Here is a 17,877-nt window from a genome sequence, read left to right as displayed (position 1 = left end):
TCATGCTGACTACTCAATATACTACAGAAATCTTGAAAGAACTGCAGCGTACTGCAGAGTTGATTTCTGATAATGAAACTGAAGAACTTGTCAATGGCATATTAGAAGCGAAAAAGGTATTTGTTGCAGGTGCCGGACGATCTGGTTTCATGGGCAAATCGTTTGCCATGCGAATGATGCATATGGGACTTGACCCGTATGTTGTTGGTGAAACGGTAACACCAAATTTGGAGCAAGGTGATATTTTTATCATCGGCTCCGGCTCTGGTGAGACACAAAGCCTAGTTGCTATGGCTGAAAAAGCAAAAAACATTGGTGCAACGCTTGCAGCGATAACGATTTTCCCAGAATCCACGATCGGGAAACTTGCAGATATCACAATTCAAGTGCCCGCTCAAGCAAAATCAGGAGAAGACGTAGGAAATAAATCCATCCAACCGATGGGTTCCCTATTTGAACAAAGTCTCCTATTGATTTATGATTCTGTCATATTACGGTTCATGGAAAGAAAAGGAATGAATTCTGAAACAATGTATGGTAGACATGCTAATTTAGAATAGTTCTACATCCTTTCCGAAATGCAAAAAGTCCTGAGTCTACTATTAGTAAACTCAGGACTTTTTGCATTTCGGAAATTAGTTAAAGTCTATTAATCTTCCAACGCTTGTTTTAAATCATCAATTAAATCTTCAGCATCTTCAAGACCAACTGAAATTCTAATCAAGCCGTCTGTAATCCCCAATTCGTTACGTCTTTCTACTGGGATTGAAGCGTGGGTCATCAACGCAGGAATCGAAATTAAACTTTCAACTGCCCCTAGACTCTCTGCCAATGTAAAATAGTTTACACTAGTAAGTACCTTCTCTGCTTTCTCAGTACTTCCGACATCAAATGAAACCATTCCCCCAAATCCACGCGCTTGCCTTTTCGCGATTTCGTGATTTGGATGTGTTTCTATTCCAGGATAATATACGTTCGTAATCCCGTCATGCTGTAATAAAAAATCCACGATTTGCTTGGTATTTTGCTCGTGTTCCTCCATTCGAATTCCAAGTGTTTTAATCCCTCTTATTAATAACCATGCATCCTGAGGACCAAGAACCCCGCCTGTGGAATTTTGGATAAAGTGGAGATCGTTACCTAACTTTTCATCATTAACAACTGCAAGCCCTGCCACAACATCACTATGACCACCAATGTATTTTGTTGCACTGTGTAGCACGATATCAGCACCAAGATTCAATGGATTCTGCCAGTATGGTGTGCTAAACGTATTATCAACAATCGTTAACATTCCATTCGCTTTGGCAATTTTTACAGCACCTTCAATGTCGGTAATTTTTAATAATGGATTCGTTGGAGACTCAATGAAAAGAGCCTTAGTGTTTTCTTTGATTTCCTTTTCAATATTGCTTACATCACTTGTATCAATGAAGGTTGCCTCAAGACCAAAACGATTTAGTACCTTTGTCATAACTCGAAAAGATCCCCCGTATACATCATCAGTAAGTAAAATATGGTCTCCTGCACTAAATAGCATCATGATAGCAGTCATTGCCGCCATACCTGATCCGAAAGCAAATCCACGTTTTCCTTCCTCAATAACCTTGATTAGCTCTTCTAAAGCATGCCTGGTAGGATTTCCAGTCCTAGAATATTCATATCCTTTATGTTTCCCAGGTCCTTCTTGCTTGTAAGTACTTACCTGGTAGATAGGTACGGAAACTGCTCCTGTATGTTCATCTCCCATAATTCCCCCATGAATAAGTTGAGTTTTCTTTTTCACATCAGCTACCTCCACTGTATATATTTTGACTTAAATATCTTTCACTTGAATCCGGAAAAATGACGACAATATTTGTACCAGGTTGTGCATGTTCTGCTTCTTTTAGCGAGGCGCAAAATGCAGAGCCAGAGGAGCTTCCAACAAGCAAACCTTCCTTCACGGCAAGTTCTTTTACGCTTGAAAATGCTTCACTATCACTAATTGTATGAATAGCATCAAAGTAGCTCTTATCCATGTAAGATGGCAAAAACTCCATGCCAATGCCTTCCGTTTTGTGTGGTCTCGATTTCCCGCCGTTTAAGATCGACCCATTCGGTTCAACAATAACTGTTTTAATGCTTTGGTTTTTTTCTTTTAAATATTTTGCTGTTCCCATAAACGTACCACCAGTACCCGCCCCTGCAACAAATATATTCACTTTTCCGTCAAGCTGATTCCAGATTTCAGGAGCAAGCGTTTTATAATATGTGTCAGGATTCGATTGATTGGAAAATTGCTGCGGGCTAAATGACCCAGGAATTTCATTCAGCAATTCTTTCGCCTTCTTGATTGCTCCTGCCATTCCTAGATTTGTCGGTGTATTGACCACTTCAGCACCGAGGGCTTTCATTATCTCCTGTTTTTCTATACTAAATTTTTGCGGAACACAAAAGATCACTTTTATCCCACTATTTATTGCAGCAAGTGCTAAACCGATCCCTGTATTGCCAGCGGTGGGTTCGATTAATGTCCCGCCCGTCATCAAATCTCCATTGCGGAAAGCTACCTGCAACAGCTCCCGGCCAAGGCGGTCCTTCACACTTCCTCCAGGATTATAAAATTCTAGTTTTGCAAAAATACGGACACCTTTTGGAAGAGGGAACTGTGTGATTTCTAGCATAGGGGTATCACCGATTAATTCATGAATGCTCTGGACTACTTTCAATAGATTCACCCCTCTTTTTAAAATTTTTCAATGTTTTGTAGCAGAGGTTACTGTCCGTTCATCTGAGATAAAAAGAGACTAACTTTAATCTCTACTGGCAGTTATCCGCTCTTTTGTCTTGAATCTAAAACTAGGAGCTTTACTGCATATTGCATATAAAGAGTGGGATATACTAGAACCAATTCATTAACGAATATCTCCCTAATTTTTCACAGCCTCCATAATCCAGACAAAACGATTGCAACGGAAAAAGGTAACTTTAAAGTCATTCGCTTCAAGCATGCTTTGTAAGTAAGGCATGGTCGTGTAATATTCTGTTTCTAAATCATTTGCTAGCGAAAGGAAGTTTTCCTTTTTTGCATCGTCTATTGCTTGTAAATACGCTTCTTTCGATGGATACATCGTGTCTGCAAATACAATTTTCCCACCACTATTTAACAGATCTCGGTAAATTGCAATTGCTTTTGCCTTTTCTACATCTGTCAAATGATGAAATGCGTACGTACTAACAATTGAATCAACTGATTCAGTTATAGGAAAGTCTAGAAAATCTCCATCAATAATTTCCACGTCACCAGTTAATTTTTCATTTGCTATCTTTCTCATTTCAGAAGACGGTTCAATTGCAGTAACTGTATATCCTAGGGCCAGTAGTTTTTCCGTCAAATTTCCTGTGCCCGCCCCAAATTCCACAACATGGCCATTCGCCAAGACCGCAACTTGTTCAAGAATCTGTTGATAGTCCTTAAATACTTCACGATATTCAAGGTCATTTCCTAGCACAGTTTCATCATAGGTTGCTGACCAGCTTTCAAACAAATCTATAAATTCTCTTCCCATTCGCTTCACCTTTTTGTTTAAAGTTTACAATTCATATAGATATAGTATGGATTATATTAGCGAACTGTTCATGTTTTATAACATGTATGGCTAACTCCATCAAAAAAGCGAGATTTCCGACATTAAGGGTTTTCTTTATCGCAATGGACGGCTTGTAGGGCTTACCTTAATCTTTTTGGAATATTTTTACTCTCGAGAACAAAAGCGCAAGCGCCTTGATCAGCCTCGGGCAAATAAGACGATCAGGAATAGAAGGTGTTTTTTACCTTCAATTCCTGATTGGCTGTAGACCCAAGAGGCAGTCAAGAACGCGACGTCCTGTGCTTCGGGGCCGGACGCTTACGCTGGATGTCTTGCGCTTATCTACAGTATAAGAATTTTATAGGTTCCTGGTAAAACGATAAAAAAGACTTCACGAACAAGAGAGAAATTGCTCGTAAAGTCCTCGGATGCACACTGGACTGAACCTTATCGTAAACCGTTAACAAGTTGAACGTACATTCAAAGTCCATCTGATTATTTTGATCCATTTAGTGTATTTTAAGGAGGGTTTAAGCATGCTATTTTTGTATAACAACAAATGAGGGTATTAATTTCGTTTTTCCTTACGTATATTTCTGGCGAATTGAATAGAATTGATTCTGATATTTATTTGGTTAAAGCGAGTGTATTGGCACTTATCATAAAGGCAAGTTCATTTTCACATGTTAGTTACCATTTACACTTCTAAGCTTCTCATTGCTTTTTTTCAAGGCAAAACGATATTTTTCACCTTTCTCTATTTGTGTTACTTGGGAATCATGGACAGTTATTTGAACAGTACCAAATTCGATATTTTCCAAAAGGCTAATAATTTTATCGATTACATCTTGATCAATTTTATGCTTTGAAGACATCTAGCTTCTCCCCTTCCAATAAGTTGATTCGGTTTAATAGTAAATCTTCAAGTGTCGTTCGTTCGAGAACAGCAGCAATTGTATCTCGAACTAATGACCATAGTGGTTTCAATTGACATCCTGCTTCTAAAGGACAAGGTTCATATTTGGTGATTGATGCACAGCCCATAGGTGATAATGGCCCCTCTAAGTTTCGGATGACTTCCCCAATATTTATTTCATTTGTGTCTTTGTGAAGCAAATACCCACCTTTTGCTCCCCGTTTACTTTGTACATAGTCAAATTTTTTTAACTGAAGTAACAATTGTTCAAGGTAGCTATTTGTTACAAGAGTTTTTTCTGATATTTCTTGAATGGTCATGACCTTCCCTTGATTTTTCCCTAACGCTAATAATGCCCGTAATGCGTATTCTCCTTTACTTGAGACCTTCATCTTTTCCTCCTAGTTAAAGTCGAGTATTTCAGTCGACTTTATTACATCATTTCAACGTTTGATTATATGATCGTTCTACTTTAAATACCGACAAATTAGATAGGTTATATTGGTTTTTTGTTTATCATAGTACGGAATTATTGGTAAATCAATCATTAAAATGAAAAAAAAACAAATTATTTTTAAAATAGGAAATTGTTCATAGAGAAGGTCACAAATCAAATGGGAATATTGAAAAACTCCTTAGCTTTTACGTTTTCGATTGGCTATTTCATCCTCATTTCATTTTCATATTCCGATTCAATCTCTGATAATGTTAATTCATACAAATGTTTATTATCCTTTTTATAAACTCCTCGTGTAATTAACTTTTTTATTAATTTTTCCTTTCTTCGAAATATCGCTTCACGTAACTGGTTCATTTACTATTACTCCCTTTTTATTGTTACTATTTCATTAGAACTTGTCGACTATCACTTCACACAAACAAAGGCTTATTCCAATATGGAAATATGATATAGAACTGTTTTGATGTTGCTATTTGCTATTTGACATTTGTATTTTTTGGTCTCCAAACTGATGATCAAATAAAACATCTAAATGAAAATACTTTGGAGAGATCATTTCCGTTTCCTTGATTTTGATCTTATGAATTAAAATCAATTGGTTTTGAATTTTTATTGTTTACTATTTTCGTTATTGAAAAGATAATTGCTCCAATCCATAGCAGGGCAATGCCGATATAAATAAATGGATAAGTCGATGAGTCATCTATCCAAGTTGTAAGTAATGTTCTAGCATTAACTAAAATAATAAATCCTCCTACAAGAACTCCCATTAATTGTGGATGTATTTTACGAACTAACCATGCAGCAATCGGTGCTGCAATAATGCCGCCGATCATTAATGCACCAACCCATAACCAGTTCACTTCTTCCCATCCTAAAGAGATAAAAAATCCGAGCGTAGCAGAAACTGCAATTGCAAATTCACTTGTATCCACTGTACCAACCACTTTACGTGCGCTCATTCCTTTTCTCGATAACAAAACAGGCGTGGCGATTGGTCCCCATCCTCCTCCTCCTGTTGCATCAGCAAAACCTGCGATTAACCCTAACGGAATCGATTGTTTCCTAGTTAAATTAAGTCCTTTGCCTTCTTCTTGTGGCTTAAATTGGAACAGAAATCGAATGAGTACGTATACACCTAACAGAAGTAAAAAAATAGATATATATGGTTTTGCTAAATCTCCAGGTATATTACTAAGAAATGTTGCACCTAAAAAAGCACCAATTGATCCTGGAATAATAAGGCGATATACTGTTTGCTTATCGACATTTCCAAACTTAATATGTGAGACTCCGGATGCCGCAGTCGTCACAACCTCAGCCAAATGTACCGATGCTGATGCAACAGCTGGAGCAATTCCAAAAGCTAACAAGAGCGAGGTAGAGGTTACCCCATAAGCCATTCCTAAAGAACCATCAATTAACTGTGCTAACAAACCAATTAGAGCAAAAATGATTAATTTTTTCATACAATCCACCCCAAAATCACTTTATTTTATAAAAATGTAAAAGCGAGACTTACCTTAATCTTTTCAGCCACGGATCCCTACCCCTCTTTAGTCTTTAAGCAACGGTTTTGGTGGCAATTAAGAATTAGACAAAAAGAGACCTAACCCTACAGAAGATATAAGGTTAGGCCTTCGGTTTTCCGATCGGCGAATTTATTACTAATTAATCAAATTATATATCCCATTATTCCGACCTGTCAACTATAATTTGTAGAAAAAAATGGTTTTATTCTTGTTTTTCAAACATAAAATGACTGTTCCCCCTTAATCATTCCAAAAAACGAAATCAGCCCATTATTTTCCACAAAAAAGGCGATTCATATCAAATAAAGAATCGCCTTTTTACTCTTACAAGATCTAATTTTCAAACGAATCTCTTAATTTCTTACTCTCACTTTAACACTTTTTCTTCCCCAATTTAATGCTGACGTTTCATTCGCGAAAAATAGATCAAGTTCATTTCCGTTAATGCCTCCACCTACATCTGCCGCTACTGCCGTACCATATCCTTCTACTTCGACTGTTGATCCTAATGGAATGACGTTTGGATCTACAGCTACTACTTTACCATCTGGATATTTTCTTAAATCAATACCTAATTTCGTTATCCCTGAACAACCGTCGCAATATGCTGTATATGCTGTACTTTCAACCGTTAATTCCTTCGTTGAATTAGCTACTTCGGTTGCTTTATCGTTTAGCTTGTTGAATGTTTGTGGACCTGCGATGCCATCAGCAGTTAGACTCATTTTCTTTTGAAATTGAATCACAGCATTTTTTGTTCCACTTCCATAAATACCATCAATCGTTCCATTATAATGACCCCATGATTTTAATAATCGTTGCAGCTTGATAATGGGCATTCCCATATCTCCGGAACGAAGTACTTTTAATTTGTTATTCGTTTGTGGCCCAGCAATTCCATCAACTTTTAATCTTTTCTTTTTCTGAAATTCTTTTACTGCCTCCACGGTTATATCTCCGAAGTAACCTGTTGCTGTATGATATGGAAACTCCCCTTTTGCTAGTAAATACTCTTGTAATTCCTTTACATCGTTATGTACCATTCCTTTTTTTAATGTTCGATCCCCAAGTGTTGCCTCACCGATTGAGGGAAAGAACAACCCGATACCAGTTATCGTTAATACAACTAGTACTAAGCCCCATTTCTTTTTCATCAAACTCTTACCTCCTTATTTATATCCATCAAACAATACGGAGGTTTAGTTAAAATTCTAAGGTAGAGACCGATTTTTACGTGTTTAGACCTAATTATATGAAAAAATTGCCAACTAATAGGTATGCTAAAATGTCCTTTTTTTTAGATTACAAAAAAACACCGTGTCGGATTTACTAATCTTCACGGTGTTTAACAAACTAATCTATTCTATTAACTTCCCATTTTTCTACGTGTATTACTCGTCTTTTTCGATTGCTGGCTTTTCATCTTTTGATTAGGTGCCAATCCCTTATTTGACTGTTGACCATTTTGTTGCGCTTGTTTTTTATTTGCAAGTTGCTGTTTCATTAGCTCCTGTAAGCTAACCTTCTTTTTTTCATTTGATTGCGTATTTTGTTCATTATTATTTTCTGTATTAGACATTCGTTTATCTCCTTCAATGATTGAATCATAATTTATTTTTTTAAGCATGCTAAGCCATTATAATACATCGGCTAAAATAAAACATCTTGCGAACGAAAGTTATACGTTATTCTTGAGACAATATTAATGGTCAGATTACGTTTTAAACTCCGCTCCGAAATGAATGATAGTAGATGATCTCATTTTTATTAGACAAATCCTTTTTATTCGGTTTTTCCTTAGCATAGCCCAAACCTAAAATTGTTAAAACTCTTCTGTCATCTGGAATGTTCAAAGCTTCTTTTACATACGTTTCTCTCTGCTTAGATTCTATTTCATCTACAGCATTAAATACTGCACCATAAGCACAACCTAATCCTGCGTTGACAGCTGCTAACCAGATATATCCACTTGCAATGGATGAATCCTGCAACCAATACTTACTTATAGTAGGTCGTGCTGTGATTACAATTGCGTAGTTTGCTTGTTTTAACCACTGGACATATGGGGTTGTGCTTGCAAGATGATCTAACATCATTCTTTCATTTACAACGATAAACTCTCTCGAAGGTAAATTATTACCAGTAGGTGCTAACCATGCCGTTTCTAAGATCTCTTCGATTATTTCATCGGAAATTCGTTGGTTTAGAAAACTTGTCGTCTCACGTCTACTTCTTACCACATCGTTAAACTCCATTCTATTTCCCCCAATCTTTCAAATAAATAGTTAGAGATCTTCTCTCACTTTAACAAATAATGACAAATCCAACACTTTTACTTTTTAGGTCAGAGCATTTCTTTCTCAAACTGAGTTTTTTCTTTCAGACATGAATGGCAAAATAGGATTTTTTCTTCTGTTATCACTCCATCTAAAAAGCCGTCCAAACAATAGATTGTTTTCTTACAACAAACGCACGTTCCTACTTTTTCTTCCATTACTTGCACCCTCCCTGTGGATTTAATTCTTTTCTCTCAATCTGATTCCCTAGAATATATCGTCAATCACTACTATTTATTCACTCCTCGTACATGATAACGAGTACCCATTAGCTTAACGAGGCAATTAGACATACGAAAAACAGGGCAAACAATAAATTGTTTTTTTTGCAATTTGCACAAGTTCCAACTTTCTTTTTCACGATTGATTCCTCCCTAAGGACTTATTTCACTCTAAAACTTTGTTTTTCTAAATTTTTTAGAAAATACTCTCGTTTATTCGATGGTTGAAAATTTCAGCCCTTTTTCAATCAAATGATAAATATTGTACACCTCTACAAGCAATTTTTTTCATTCAGCATTTTATAGTACTAGGGGTCTCGAGCCACATTTTATCCAAAATACACTTTGAGAAAATTTCACCACATACAAACGTAAAAATATGTGTGATACCTTTGCTAGATTTATTTAAGAAAGGGGGTTTCAAAATGAGTTTAGATAAAAATCATGATGCTGAAACAGAAAATGTCTTTGTCGAAAATGACGGGGAACGAATCGTTGCTAGATTTCCGATATCTGATAAAACTAAAATAGTACTTATTATTAACAACCAGTTCACCAGTGCACCAAATACCACGCAAATTGCAAGTGGGGCTGGGCGAAATAGTGCAGCAGGGAATAACGCTGCCATCGATTCGTCTAATACAGAACAGCAACAGAGTGTGGGAGCTGAGGGGGAAGCCAAAAACTTTGGTATGAATGGTAATCAATATGAGCCGCACGAAAAGCATGGAAATTGTGACGATGACGATGAAATTGTTATTGTCATCAATAATCAGATTAATCAAGCTGGAGAAGTCTCGTCTGCTACACAAGTAGCAAGTGGTGGCGGAACCGACAGTGCTGGTGGAACTAATGCTGCCATTGCAAGTTCAAATACTAAACAGCAACATGCTGTTGGCGGAGACGGTGTTGCAGTAAATGATGGTGAGAGCGGCAACCAAGAAGAAGTTTAATTCGCTCCAACAAAAGGAAATTTCTGTTTAGTTTTATTGCAGTAGAATGTAGCATAGATTTTTAAAGATTATAAAGAGGCTGTCGTACTTTTGAGACAGCCTCTCTTTCGTGTGAATTTTACAATAATCAAAATTTATCGGTAGTATTGTCTAGTTTGTGCTTTCTTGTATCAGATAAATATTTAGCATATAGTATCGTATTTCTAGCTACATCTAATTCAAGTTTATATATAACAGGCGGACCTGGTCTCCAATTTACTTCAAACAACCATAGTTTTTGGTTCTCATCGATTCCGACATCAATTCCTAATTCATCCAATGAAACACTGTCATATAAAGAATCAAAATGGTTTGAAAAGCTTAACGCAAACTGTTCAAGATACCTCTTCATATCATACCAGGAATCATCAAACTCTATTTTTAAAAATGAATCTAAATAAGTGCTATAACCACCACTACCCATATTTGCTGTAATACTCCCAAAACGCCCTATCCTTGGAAAGATAGAAGTAATAACCCATTTTCCTTCCCCATTTTTTTGTAGGTGCAATCTGAAATCAAAAACATGACCAGATTTTATTTGACATGAAATAAACTGTTGAACTAAGTAACCTTTTTCTTTTATTTTAAGAGATATAAAGTCGACCAATTGTTTTTTATTAATTATTGATCTTACCCCTGTCTCATTAATTTTGTAATGATTTTCTCCATATTCTTCAATGAAAACGATGCCCCCGCCTTGATGTCCAGACAACGGTTTAATAATCACTTTGCCATACAGTTTTATCATGTGAAATACAATCTGAACGTCAGTTATTTTATAAAAAGGAATAAGGTATTGTTCAAATTCTTTCGCTTGATTAATTCTATTATAAACAGATAATTTATCTCCAATTGAATGACTTGTAAACGGGATCATATCAGACAAATAATCAAAGATTTGCTCAGCTTTATCACCTACAGGATAACTTGCATTATATATGGCGTCAGGAAAGGGAAATTCCTTTTCGATCCACTCACCGTTTTCATAGGCTTTCCCTAAAATTTTTTGCTCTTTAATATTTACTTTCCTTGGAGTAAAGTAAAAAAAATCTATACCTTCTGCTTTTGCTACAGCAGCATATGCATATGATTTTTTTACATTTTTGGGGTCTTCACGATGATGAAGCATTCCAATTAGGGTCATGATATTTTTATTCCACCTCTCTCTATAATCCACTACGAAATTAAAATCACTCTCTATTAATGAATATCATTCAAAATTTTCAGAATGGATCAAGATGAAAACGTACTTTACTGGCTGTTTCTCTGGCGATTCTTTTCGCTTCCTCTTTATCATCTGATGTTGCCAAGATGTATCCGCAACGGTCTCCCATTGATAAAGGGGGACGTAATATCTGTCCTTTACGGGGTCTAATAAATACCTCTTCTACACCAGGATATTGAGAGCTGTGATTTTTCCCTGTCACCTTCATTAGCTTTCCTCTCTTGTCAACAGTTAAATAATGTACATATACGTATTTACTTTGTTTTTTAGTGAGGCAAGGTTCATTTCCTAAATGTAATTGAATGGTTTCTTCTACCAAATTAATTCCATATCCAACTTCAATGATTCGATTCATCGCACCACCTGAAATTCTCGGGTTGATTTCAATTAATTTCAATGTTCCTTGTACTAAGCGCATTTCTAGGTGACATGTACCATTTTTCATTTGAAAAGCTTGTAAGATAGAACTTACTGTCTCATAGATTTTATCGTATAAGGCATGATTGATTTCTGTTAAAAGACAATATCCAGTTACGATAAAGCGTTTTACAAACGTAATCTCTTGTTCGATGATTGCAATAATATGAACTTTTCCATTGTATACGAAAGCTTCGATCAAATATTGAGGCCCTGATAAATACTCCTCAAGTAAAATCTTTTCATTGTCTTTTTTCTTTAGTAATTCTTGCATTGATTGCCTTAAATCGTTCTCATCATTTGCTAGAAGGACATCTTTCGATCCGGTAGATAAGGGGGATTTTACAATAAGGGGTAAAAATTCCTTTTGTTTTTGGATAAAATCCTCTAAGGAATCATCTGGTGAATAAATAACATGATGAGGTGACATTGGGAGGTCTTTTAGTAGCTCACGAGTTAAAACCTTATCTTCCATTTTTAGAATTGGATCAGTGAAGACAACATTAGGACAAAATGCTTCAGATAGGGCTGCTGCTAAATGAACAAAAGGATCTATAAAACTCAAAATCGCTTTTATTCGTTTCCCTTGTTTTTGTAGCCTGATGATGGTTTCTTTTAATTTAGCATCATCGAATCTTTGCATAAAAATCATTTGATGTACATCGGGAAATTCTGTTCGTTGAGAAATGAAGTTTTGTTTAGTCGTTAATAACACGGTAAAAAAGCCAAGTCGTTCTGCCGCTTTGATTGCTTCTCTACTCGATCCAGATTTATTCGTTTCAATAAAAACAATGGTTCTCATTAGCTTATGACATCCTATCTTTGATGATTTTCATAAAGAATTAGCTCCTTCCTTTGTATAATATAAAAGCACCAAAAAGGTTGTTCTACATGCTTTAACTAATTTACAAAATTAAAATCTAATATAAATGTTTGATTGAAGTATGAAAAGCACATGCGACTTGGTCAGTCTAGGGCGAATATGACATTCATGTGTAGAAAAGGTTTGCTTAGCATTTAATAGAAAAGGGCACTCTGGACATGAACAAAAGCGCTTACGCTTGCTGTCGTGCGCTTATCCACAGTACAAGAATTTTATAGTTTCCTATAACAAAATAAAACTCCTTGTCAACCAAGGAGTTTTAAACAGATTGTCGAGAAATCCTTTTAATTCTCGGCAACTTGAACGGTTTTCATATAAACTAGTGAAAAATAGTTGAAATAAAAGAAAAAACGATCCGGAATAGTCCTCCATCCCATCTTTTTGGTGAGATGGAGGGCTATTTTTTCATATTTTGACAGGTAAGAACTCACCTAAACTCAAAGAAAGGCTGTCGAGAAAATCTCGGAATCTTTTTTACAATCATTTTGGCACTATATATCGTGGTGTCAAACTCATTCTTTATACTATATATTGTACCTGAAATATTAAAAAAACCTTTTCTCAACTATACTTTTCTGAAAGGGGGTTCCCAACAAGCTGAAAAATACTCAGAGTCTTACAAAACTCTGAGCATTTTTATAAGGTCTATTTTTTAATCAACCCCGTTCGTTAAAAAATGATTATAAAAAGTAAAAGACTGCAGAAATAAAGATCCCGGTAATTAACATAATAATCAAGCCATACCCCATGATATCTTTTGCTTTTAAACCAGCAATCGCTAATGCTGGCAATGCATAGAACGGTTGAATCATATTCGTCCAAGCATCTCCCCATGCAACAGCCATCGCTGTTTTTGGTAAGGAAACGTTCAGTGCTTCAGCAGCCTCTAACATAACAGGAGCTTGAACAGCCCATTGCCCTCCGCCCGAAGGTACGAAAAAGTTTACAAGTCCCGCACTCCATAACGTAAACATGTGGAATGTATTCTCATTTGAAATCGCGATAAACGCATTGGATAATATTCCTGCAAGCCCTGAAGCCGTTACAATTCCCATTAGCCCTGCGTAAAATGGAAACTGAATAATAATTCCGCTTGCACTTTTGACTGAGCCTGCAATTGCTTCTAAAAATAGCTTCGGTGTTTTATGTAAGATAATTCCGATGAATAAAAACAGAAAGTTAATGATATTAAGATTAATAGCAAGTCCGTTCGTAACGATGTAATATCCTAAAAAGGAAAGACCCAATAAACCAATAAGTAAGGATAGAAGCTTACTGTTTTCCAAACGATCGGCAGGTGTCATTTCAATCTGCTCAGCTGTACTCGCTAGCATATCATCTGATTCTTCCAATAGTTTACGATCGATTAAAAAAGCTTGTTCTTTCGGTGGAATCATAAATCGGTTGATAATAGGCACTAAAATGATTAAACCGATTACAATAACTAGATTGAATGATGAAAAAAGAGTTTCACTTGTTGGAACAACTCCTATGAGCTTTTCAGTAAAGTGACCAGGAGTGGCAATCGTTAATGCGACAGAGGAAGAAAGCCCTCCACTCCATATAATAAATCCACTATAAGCGCTCGCAATTAACAATCGATAGTCGACACCCTCTACCTTCTTAGCAATCTCTTTTGCAAACAACGCTCCAATAATCAGACCAAATCCCCAATTGACCCAGCATGCAATTAGAGCTACAAGAGTTACAAGGATAATCGCTTGACCCGGTGACTTTGGTATATTTGCTAAGTTTCCTAAAATTTTTTTGAAAAATGGACTACTCGCCATAACATGTCCTGTTACAACGATCAAGACCATTTGCATAGAGAATTCTAAGAGGTTCCAGAAACCGTCTCCCCAAAAACCCAAGATTTGAACTGGAGTACTATCTGTCAAAAAAACGGCAAGGCCAATCACAAAAAAAGTCAGTACAATTACAAGTAAAAACGGATCAGGCATATACCTTTGCATCAATCTGTTTGAAAATGAAATCATTGCCTTCAAAACATTCTCCTCCTTTTTCAAATGGCTGTTTTCGCAAACTTTGTTACTATTGTCATATAGAACGCCATCAACAGTGACCGGTTTGGCTCTTTTTCCTTGATTCGGGCTTCTAGCCCATCAAAAAACAACAATCATTTTGAAAACAGCCTTTTTAACCAAACAAAAAGATAGCGCTTACAAAAAGAAAAGATATGAACCATGTTCTTAAAACACAAAAATATTAAATTAATTGCGAATGCTTAATTTTTGGAATTTTAAATCAATTAAAAGTATACCGTCTTAGATTCCATAAGTGAAATAAATAAAAAGAATAATATCTATGAAAAATTCGAATAAAAAGGATTGTTAAATGGATTTTCAACACTTAAAATGCTATATAGCAGTAACTATTTCATTTGGAAAACTGCACCCTAAAATTCAATTGAAATTATTTGAGTTAAGTGGAAAGGTATAACAATATTAGTAGATGGAGAAAATTTGATTTAGTTATCATGGTTCTCCCGATTAAAATAGAAAAGTCTATCATACATCTATTAAATTCCTTTTTTCATCACCCATAAAGATTTGTAAAAGAAACAGTCCAATTCATCTGCGGATGAATTGGACTGTTTCTTTACTCTCTATTAAACTTATTTTAGCACCTTATGTGATTTCACCGAAAAGGCAAGTACTTTGTCGTATCTACAAAAGAAAAGACCAATTTTATACTGTGCTGTCTTTACCTATTGCTTCTACATCCACACGTCCCGAGAAAAACGCAGCGCCTCCACCCATATCCGCAGCTCGATCTGGTGTTAAGGCATTCACTAATTGTTTTTTTCCTGGCATGTCTGACCAAAGCCCTTGACTTACGACAACACCCGGTAGGACATGATCACCAACGGAAACGGTAAGCTCACATTCCCCACGATCATTCCAGATACGGACAGTTGTACCATTTTCAATTCCTCGAAGATCTGCGTCCTGTTGATTCATAAATAATTTAGGTTCTTTTTCAAGCTTTATGTGCTTCTCATTATTAGAGAACGTAGAGTTTAAGAAGTTATGATTCGGTCCAGGTACAAATAAAAATGGATAATCTTCTTCTTCCACTAGTGGTGTATACGTAGGAAGTGGCGAATAGCCGTCTTGTTCCATCTTTTTCGAATATAATTCAATCTTTCCACTAGGTGTATTAAGATAGTTCAAAAAGTTATTTGTATTACTTGCTTTAATATAGCGTTGCTCTTTTAATTTTTCATATGTTAAATCAGGCAAAAACGGATTCGATAAATCACTTAGCGCTTGTTTAATTAATTCTTCGTCGTTATCTTTCAGTGCTTGCTCTTCAAATCCTAATGCTTTCGCAAGTAATCGGAATACCTCTGTGTTCGATTTACTTTCTCCATATGGCCCAATGACAGGTTCATGTAAATGAATATGATTATGCCAGTAACACGTATAAAAATCCGTATTTTCAAAGGCTGATGTAGCAGGCAAGACAATATCTGCATACATAGCTGTTTCCGTCAAAAATAAATCATGAACAACGGTAAATAAATCTTGTCGAGCTAATCCCTCTCTTACTTTATTAGCCTCGGGAGCAACAACAGCTGGGTTACTACTGTAAATAAACAAAGAGCGAATTGGATCCTTCGTTTCAAGTAACGCTTTGCCGATTTGATTCATATTGATTGTTCTCGTCTTCGTTTTTTGAAGGTCTGGGCGTTGCAGTGCTTGTTTATTAAATTCTAAGAAACCAGAATTCGATTTAACAGCACCTCCCCCCTTCACTAACCACTGTCCTACTAAAGCAGGTAAACAGACGATCGTCCTTGTGATCATCCCGCCATTGTCATGATGTTGGAGACCATTTCCAATTCGGATTAATGAAGGAGAAGTCGTCCCATACATCCGAGCTAATTTATAAATGTCATCTACAGGAACTCCTGTGATCTCCGAAACCATTTGTGGATGATATTGCTCGATATGTTTTTCTAGCTCATCAGAACCAACTGTATATTCTGCTAAAAACTTACGATCAACTAAGTTTTCTTTGTAAAGAATATGCATGAGTCCTAATGCGAGCGCACCATCGGTACCAGGAAAAATCGGAATAAACCAATCTGCCATCCGTCCAGTTTGATTTTTATGAACGTCTATGACGACCATTTTCGCCCCGTTTTTTCTTGCCTTTTGTGCGATCGTTATTTGGTGCATATTCGTACTCACGGCGTTAATTCCCCACAGAATAAACAACTTAGTTTCAGTTGTGTCTTCTGGATCTGTACCAAAGCTTCCACCCATTGTATAGCTATAGCCTACTGAACCAGCGGCTGAACAGATGGTACGGTCAAGTTGACTTGATCCAAGACGGCTAAAGAACCGACGATCCATTCCTTCTGCACTAAGATTCCCCATATTTCCATAGAAGCTATAAGGAAGAATCGATTCAGGTCCTTCCTCTTCAATTAAATTATTCCATTTTGTGGTGATTGTATCAATCGCTTCATCCCAGCTAATTGGTACAAACTTTCCTTCACCTTTTTCACCAACGCGCTTCAAAGGCGTTTTCACACGCTTTTGATCATAAATTCGTTCTCCCATATTCCGAACCTTATTACAGATATTCCCTTTCGTTATTGGATGATCTGGATCACCAGTAACTTTCACGATTTTCCCTTCTTCTTTGTGAATGAGTAATCCACATTGATCTGGACAATCAAGAGAACAAACGGACGGAACAACACCATTCTCTATATCAATATATGATTTCATGCTTAATATCCTTTCGTAATAAATTGTAGATTTCAACAATTGTAGTTTTCTATTTACTCTACTGAATAGAGTGTATTATGGAGCTTTTCGTTAGTCTACGATTTTCTAACCATTATAGCTAGTTTATCACTTGCTTAGACCCCATTGTATCCGCTAAATCTTTGACGATAGAAACTTACTATCAGTTAATCAGTGATCAAAAATCCATTCTGATTATACCATATTAAATCAATCTTTCTAAAAGTTTAGAAAATAGATTGACATTTTTTCTAAATTTATATAATATTTAATTTATTCTTTAACACTTAGACAATTTAATTAAAATAAATCTTGTAATTTTTTCTATCAAGAGAGGTGGAGGGACTGGCCCTACGAAACCTCGGCAACATTATTGTGCCAATTCCAGCAAGCAGAGCTTGAAAGATAGAAAGAGTTGACCTTTTATTTTATTGTTTTTAGGACGATATTATGAAGTCATTATCTCTTTCCGTTTTTTCGGGAAGAGATTTTTTGTTTTATTAGCTCAAAAATGGATTGTAAAGTGTATAACACAACAG

17 protein-coding genes and 1 riboswitch are annotated in these 17,877 nt (G+C 36.1%); of the genes, 2 read left to right on the top strand and 15 right to left on the bottom strand.

Annotation, left to right across the window (positions count from 1 at the left end):
* The first annotated feature begins 2 nt into the window (after positions 1-2).
* A complete protein-coding gene (gene hxlB, locus K9V48_RS04245; RefSeq protein WP_224137242.1) occupies positions 3-560 on the top strand; it encodes a 6-phospho-3-hexuloisomerase in 558 nt (185 codons plus the stop codon).
* Between the two features lie 89 nt (positions 561-649).
* On the opposite strand, the gene K9V48_RS04240 is transcribed toward hxlB, so the two are convergent.
* The 11 genes from K9V48_RS04240 to K9V48_RS04190 form a co-directional block, all read right to left on the bottom strand.
* Positions 650-1,786: a bifunctional cystathionine gamma-lyase/homocysteine desulfhydrase gene (locus K9V48_RS04240; RefSeq protein WP_224137240.1), complete on the bottom strand. Its 1,137-nt coding sequence runs from the start codon at positions 1,784-1,786 to the stop codon at positions 650-652.
* 1 nt (position 1,787) lies between these two features.
* Positions 1,788-2,711 (bottom strand): PLP-dependent cysteine synthase family protein, encoded by a 924-nt coding sequence (locus K9V48_RS04235; protein ID WP_224137238.1) that lies wholly within the window; start codon positions 2,709-2,711, stop codon positions 1,788-1,790.
* Between the two features lie 201 nt (positions 2,712-2,912).
* Positions 2,913-3,551: a class I SAM-dependent methyltransferase gene (locus tag K9V48_RS04230; RefSeq protein WP_224137237.1), complete on the bottom strand. Its 639-nt coding sequence runs from the start codon at positions 3,549-3,551 to the stop codon at positions 2,913-2,915.
* Positions 3,552-4,258: 707 nt separating this feature from the next.
* Positions 4,259-4,447 (bottom strand): YezD family protein, encoded by a 189-nt coding sequence (locus tag K9V48_RS04225; protein WP_224137235.1) that lies wholly within the window; start codon positions 4,445-4,447, stop codon positions 4,259-4,261.
* Positions 4,431-4,880: an RrF2 family transcriptional regulator gene (locus tag K9V48_RS04220; RefSeq protein ID WP_224137233.1), complete on the bottom strand. Its 450-nt coding sequence runs from the start codon at positions 4,878-4,880 to the stop codon at positions 4,431-4,433. Before K9V48_RS04220 ends, K9V48_RS04225 begins: the two co-directional genes overlap by 17 nt.
* Positions 4,881-5,146: 266 nt before the next feature.
* Positions 5,147-5,302, bottom strand: coding sequence for a Fur-regulated basic protein FbpA (locus K9V48_RS04215; protein ID WP_224137232.1), 156 nt, complete (start codon positions 5,300-5,302; stop codon positions 5,147-5,149).
* Positions 5,303-5,526: 224 nt separating this feature from the next.
* A complete protein-coding gene (locus K9V48_RS04210) occupies positions 5,527-6,417 on the bottom strand; it encodes a sulfite exporter TauE/SafE family protein (protein ID WP_224137230.1) in 891 nt (296 codons plus the stop codon).
* Positions 6,418-6,833: 416 nt separating this feature from the next.
* Positions 6,834-7,634 carry a peptidoglycan-binding protein gene (locus K9V48_RS04205; RefSeq protein WP_224137228.1) on the bottom strand — a complete coding sequence of 267 codons (801 nt, stop codon included), beginning with the start codon at positions 7,632-7,634 and terminating at the stop codon, positions 6,834-6,836.
* Positions 7,635-7,846: 212 nt separating this feature from the next.
* Positions 7,847-8,059 (bottom strand): hypothetical protein, encoded by a 213-nt coding sequence (locus K9V48_RS04200; RefSeq protein ID WP_224137226.1) that lies wholly within the window; start codon positions 8,057-8,059, stop codon positions 7,847-7,849.
* A 142-nt stretch (positions 8,060-8,201) separates the two neighbouring features.
* The gene (locus tag K9V48_RS04195) at positions 8,202-8,735 is read right to left on the bottom strand and encodes a nitroreductase family protein (protein WP_224137224.1); all 534 of its coding nucleotides are present in this window, start codon (positions 8,733-8,735) and stop codon (positions 8,202-8,204) included.
* An 89-nt stretch (positions 8,736-8,824) separates the two neighbouring features.
* Entirely contained in the window at positions 8,825-8,974 is a 150-nt protein-coding gene (locus K9V48_RS04190) for a hypothetical protein (RefSeq protein ID WP_224137222.1), read from the bottom strand.
* A 488-nt stretch (positions 8,975-9,462) separates the two neighbouring features.
* Between K9V48_RS04190 and K9V48_RS04185 the strand changes: the two genes are divergently transcribed.
* On the top strand, positions 9,463-9,990 hold the full coding sequence (locus tag K9V48_RS04185; protein ID WP_308012496.1) for a hypothetical protein: 528 nt from the start codon (positions 9,463-9,465) through the stop codon (positions 9,988-9,990).
* Positions 9,991-10,117: 127 nt separating this feature from the next.
* Here K9V48_RS04185 and K9V48_RS04180 read toward each other — a convergent pair whose 3' ends face one another.
* The 4 genes from K9V48_RS04180 to K9V48_RS04165 all read right to left on the bottom strand — a co-directional run bounded on the left by K9V48_RS04180 (position 10,118) and on the right by K9V48_RS04165 (position 17,320).
* The gene (locus K9V48_RS04180; protein ID WP_224137220.1) at positions 10,118-11,176 is read right to left on the bottom strand and encodes a YheC/YheD family endospore coat-associated protein; all 1,059 of its coding nucleotides are present in this window, start codon (positions 11,174-11,176) and stop codon (positions 10,118-10,120) included.
* A gap of 79 nt (positions 11,177-11,255) precedes the next feature.
* A complete protein-coding gene (locus tag K9V48_RS04175) occupies positions 11,256-12,476 on the bottom strand; it encodes an ATP-grasp domain-containing protein (RefSeq protein WP_224137218.1) in 1,221 nt (406 codons plus the stop codon).
* A gap of 761 nt (positions 12,477-13,237) precedes the next feature.
* Positions 13,238-14,563, bottom strand: coding sequence for a short-chain fatty acid transporter (locus K9V48_RS04170; protein ID WP_224137216.1), 1,326 nt, complete (start codon positions 14,561-14,563; stop codon positions 13,238-13,240).
* A gap of 702 nt (positions 14,564-15,265) precedes the next feature.
* The gene (locus K9V48_RS04165) at positions 15,266-17,320 is read right to left on the bottom strand and encodes a molybdopterin-containing oxidoreductase family protein (RefSeq protein WP_224137212.1); all 2,055 of its coding nucleotides are present in this window, start codon (positions 17,318-17,320) and stop codon (positions 15,266-15,268) included.
* 339 nt (positions 17,321-17,659) lie between these two features.
* Positions 17,660-17,750: riboswitch (SAM riboswitch) on the top strand.
* Positions 17,751-17,877: the final 127 nt, after the last annotated feature.

Source organism: Metabacillus rhizolycopersici (genome assembly GCF_020075705.1).
The sequence above is the reverse complement of the archived record's forward strand: the minus strand, read 5'-3'. Positions and strand labels throughout refer to the sequence as shown.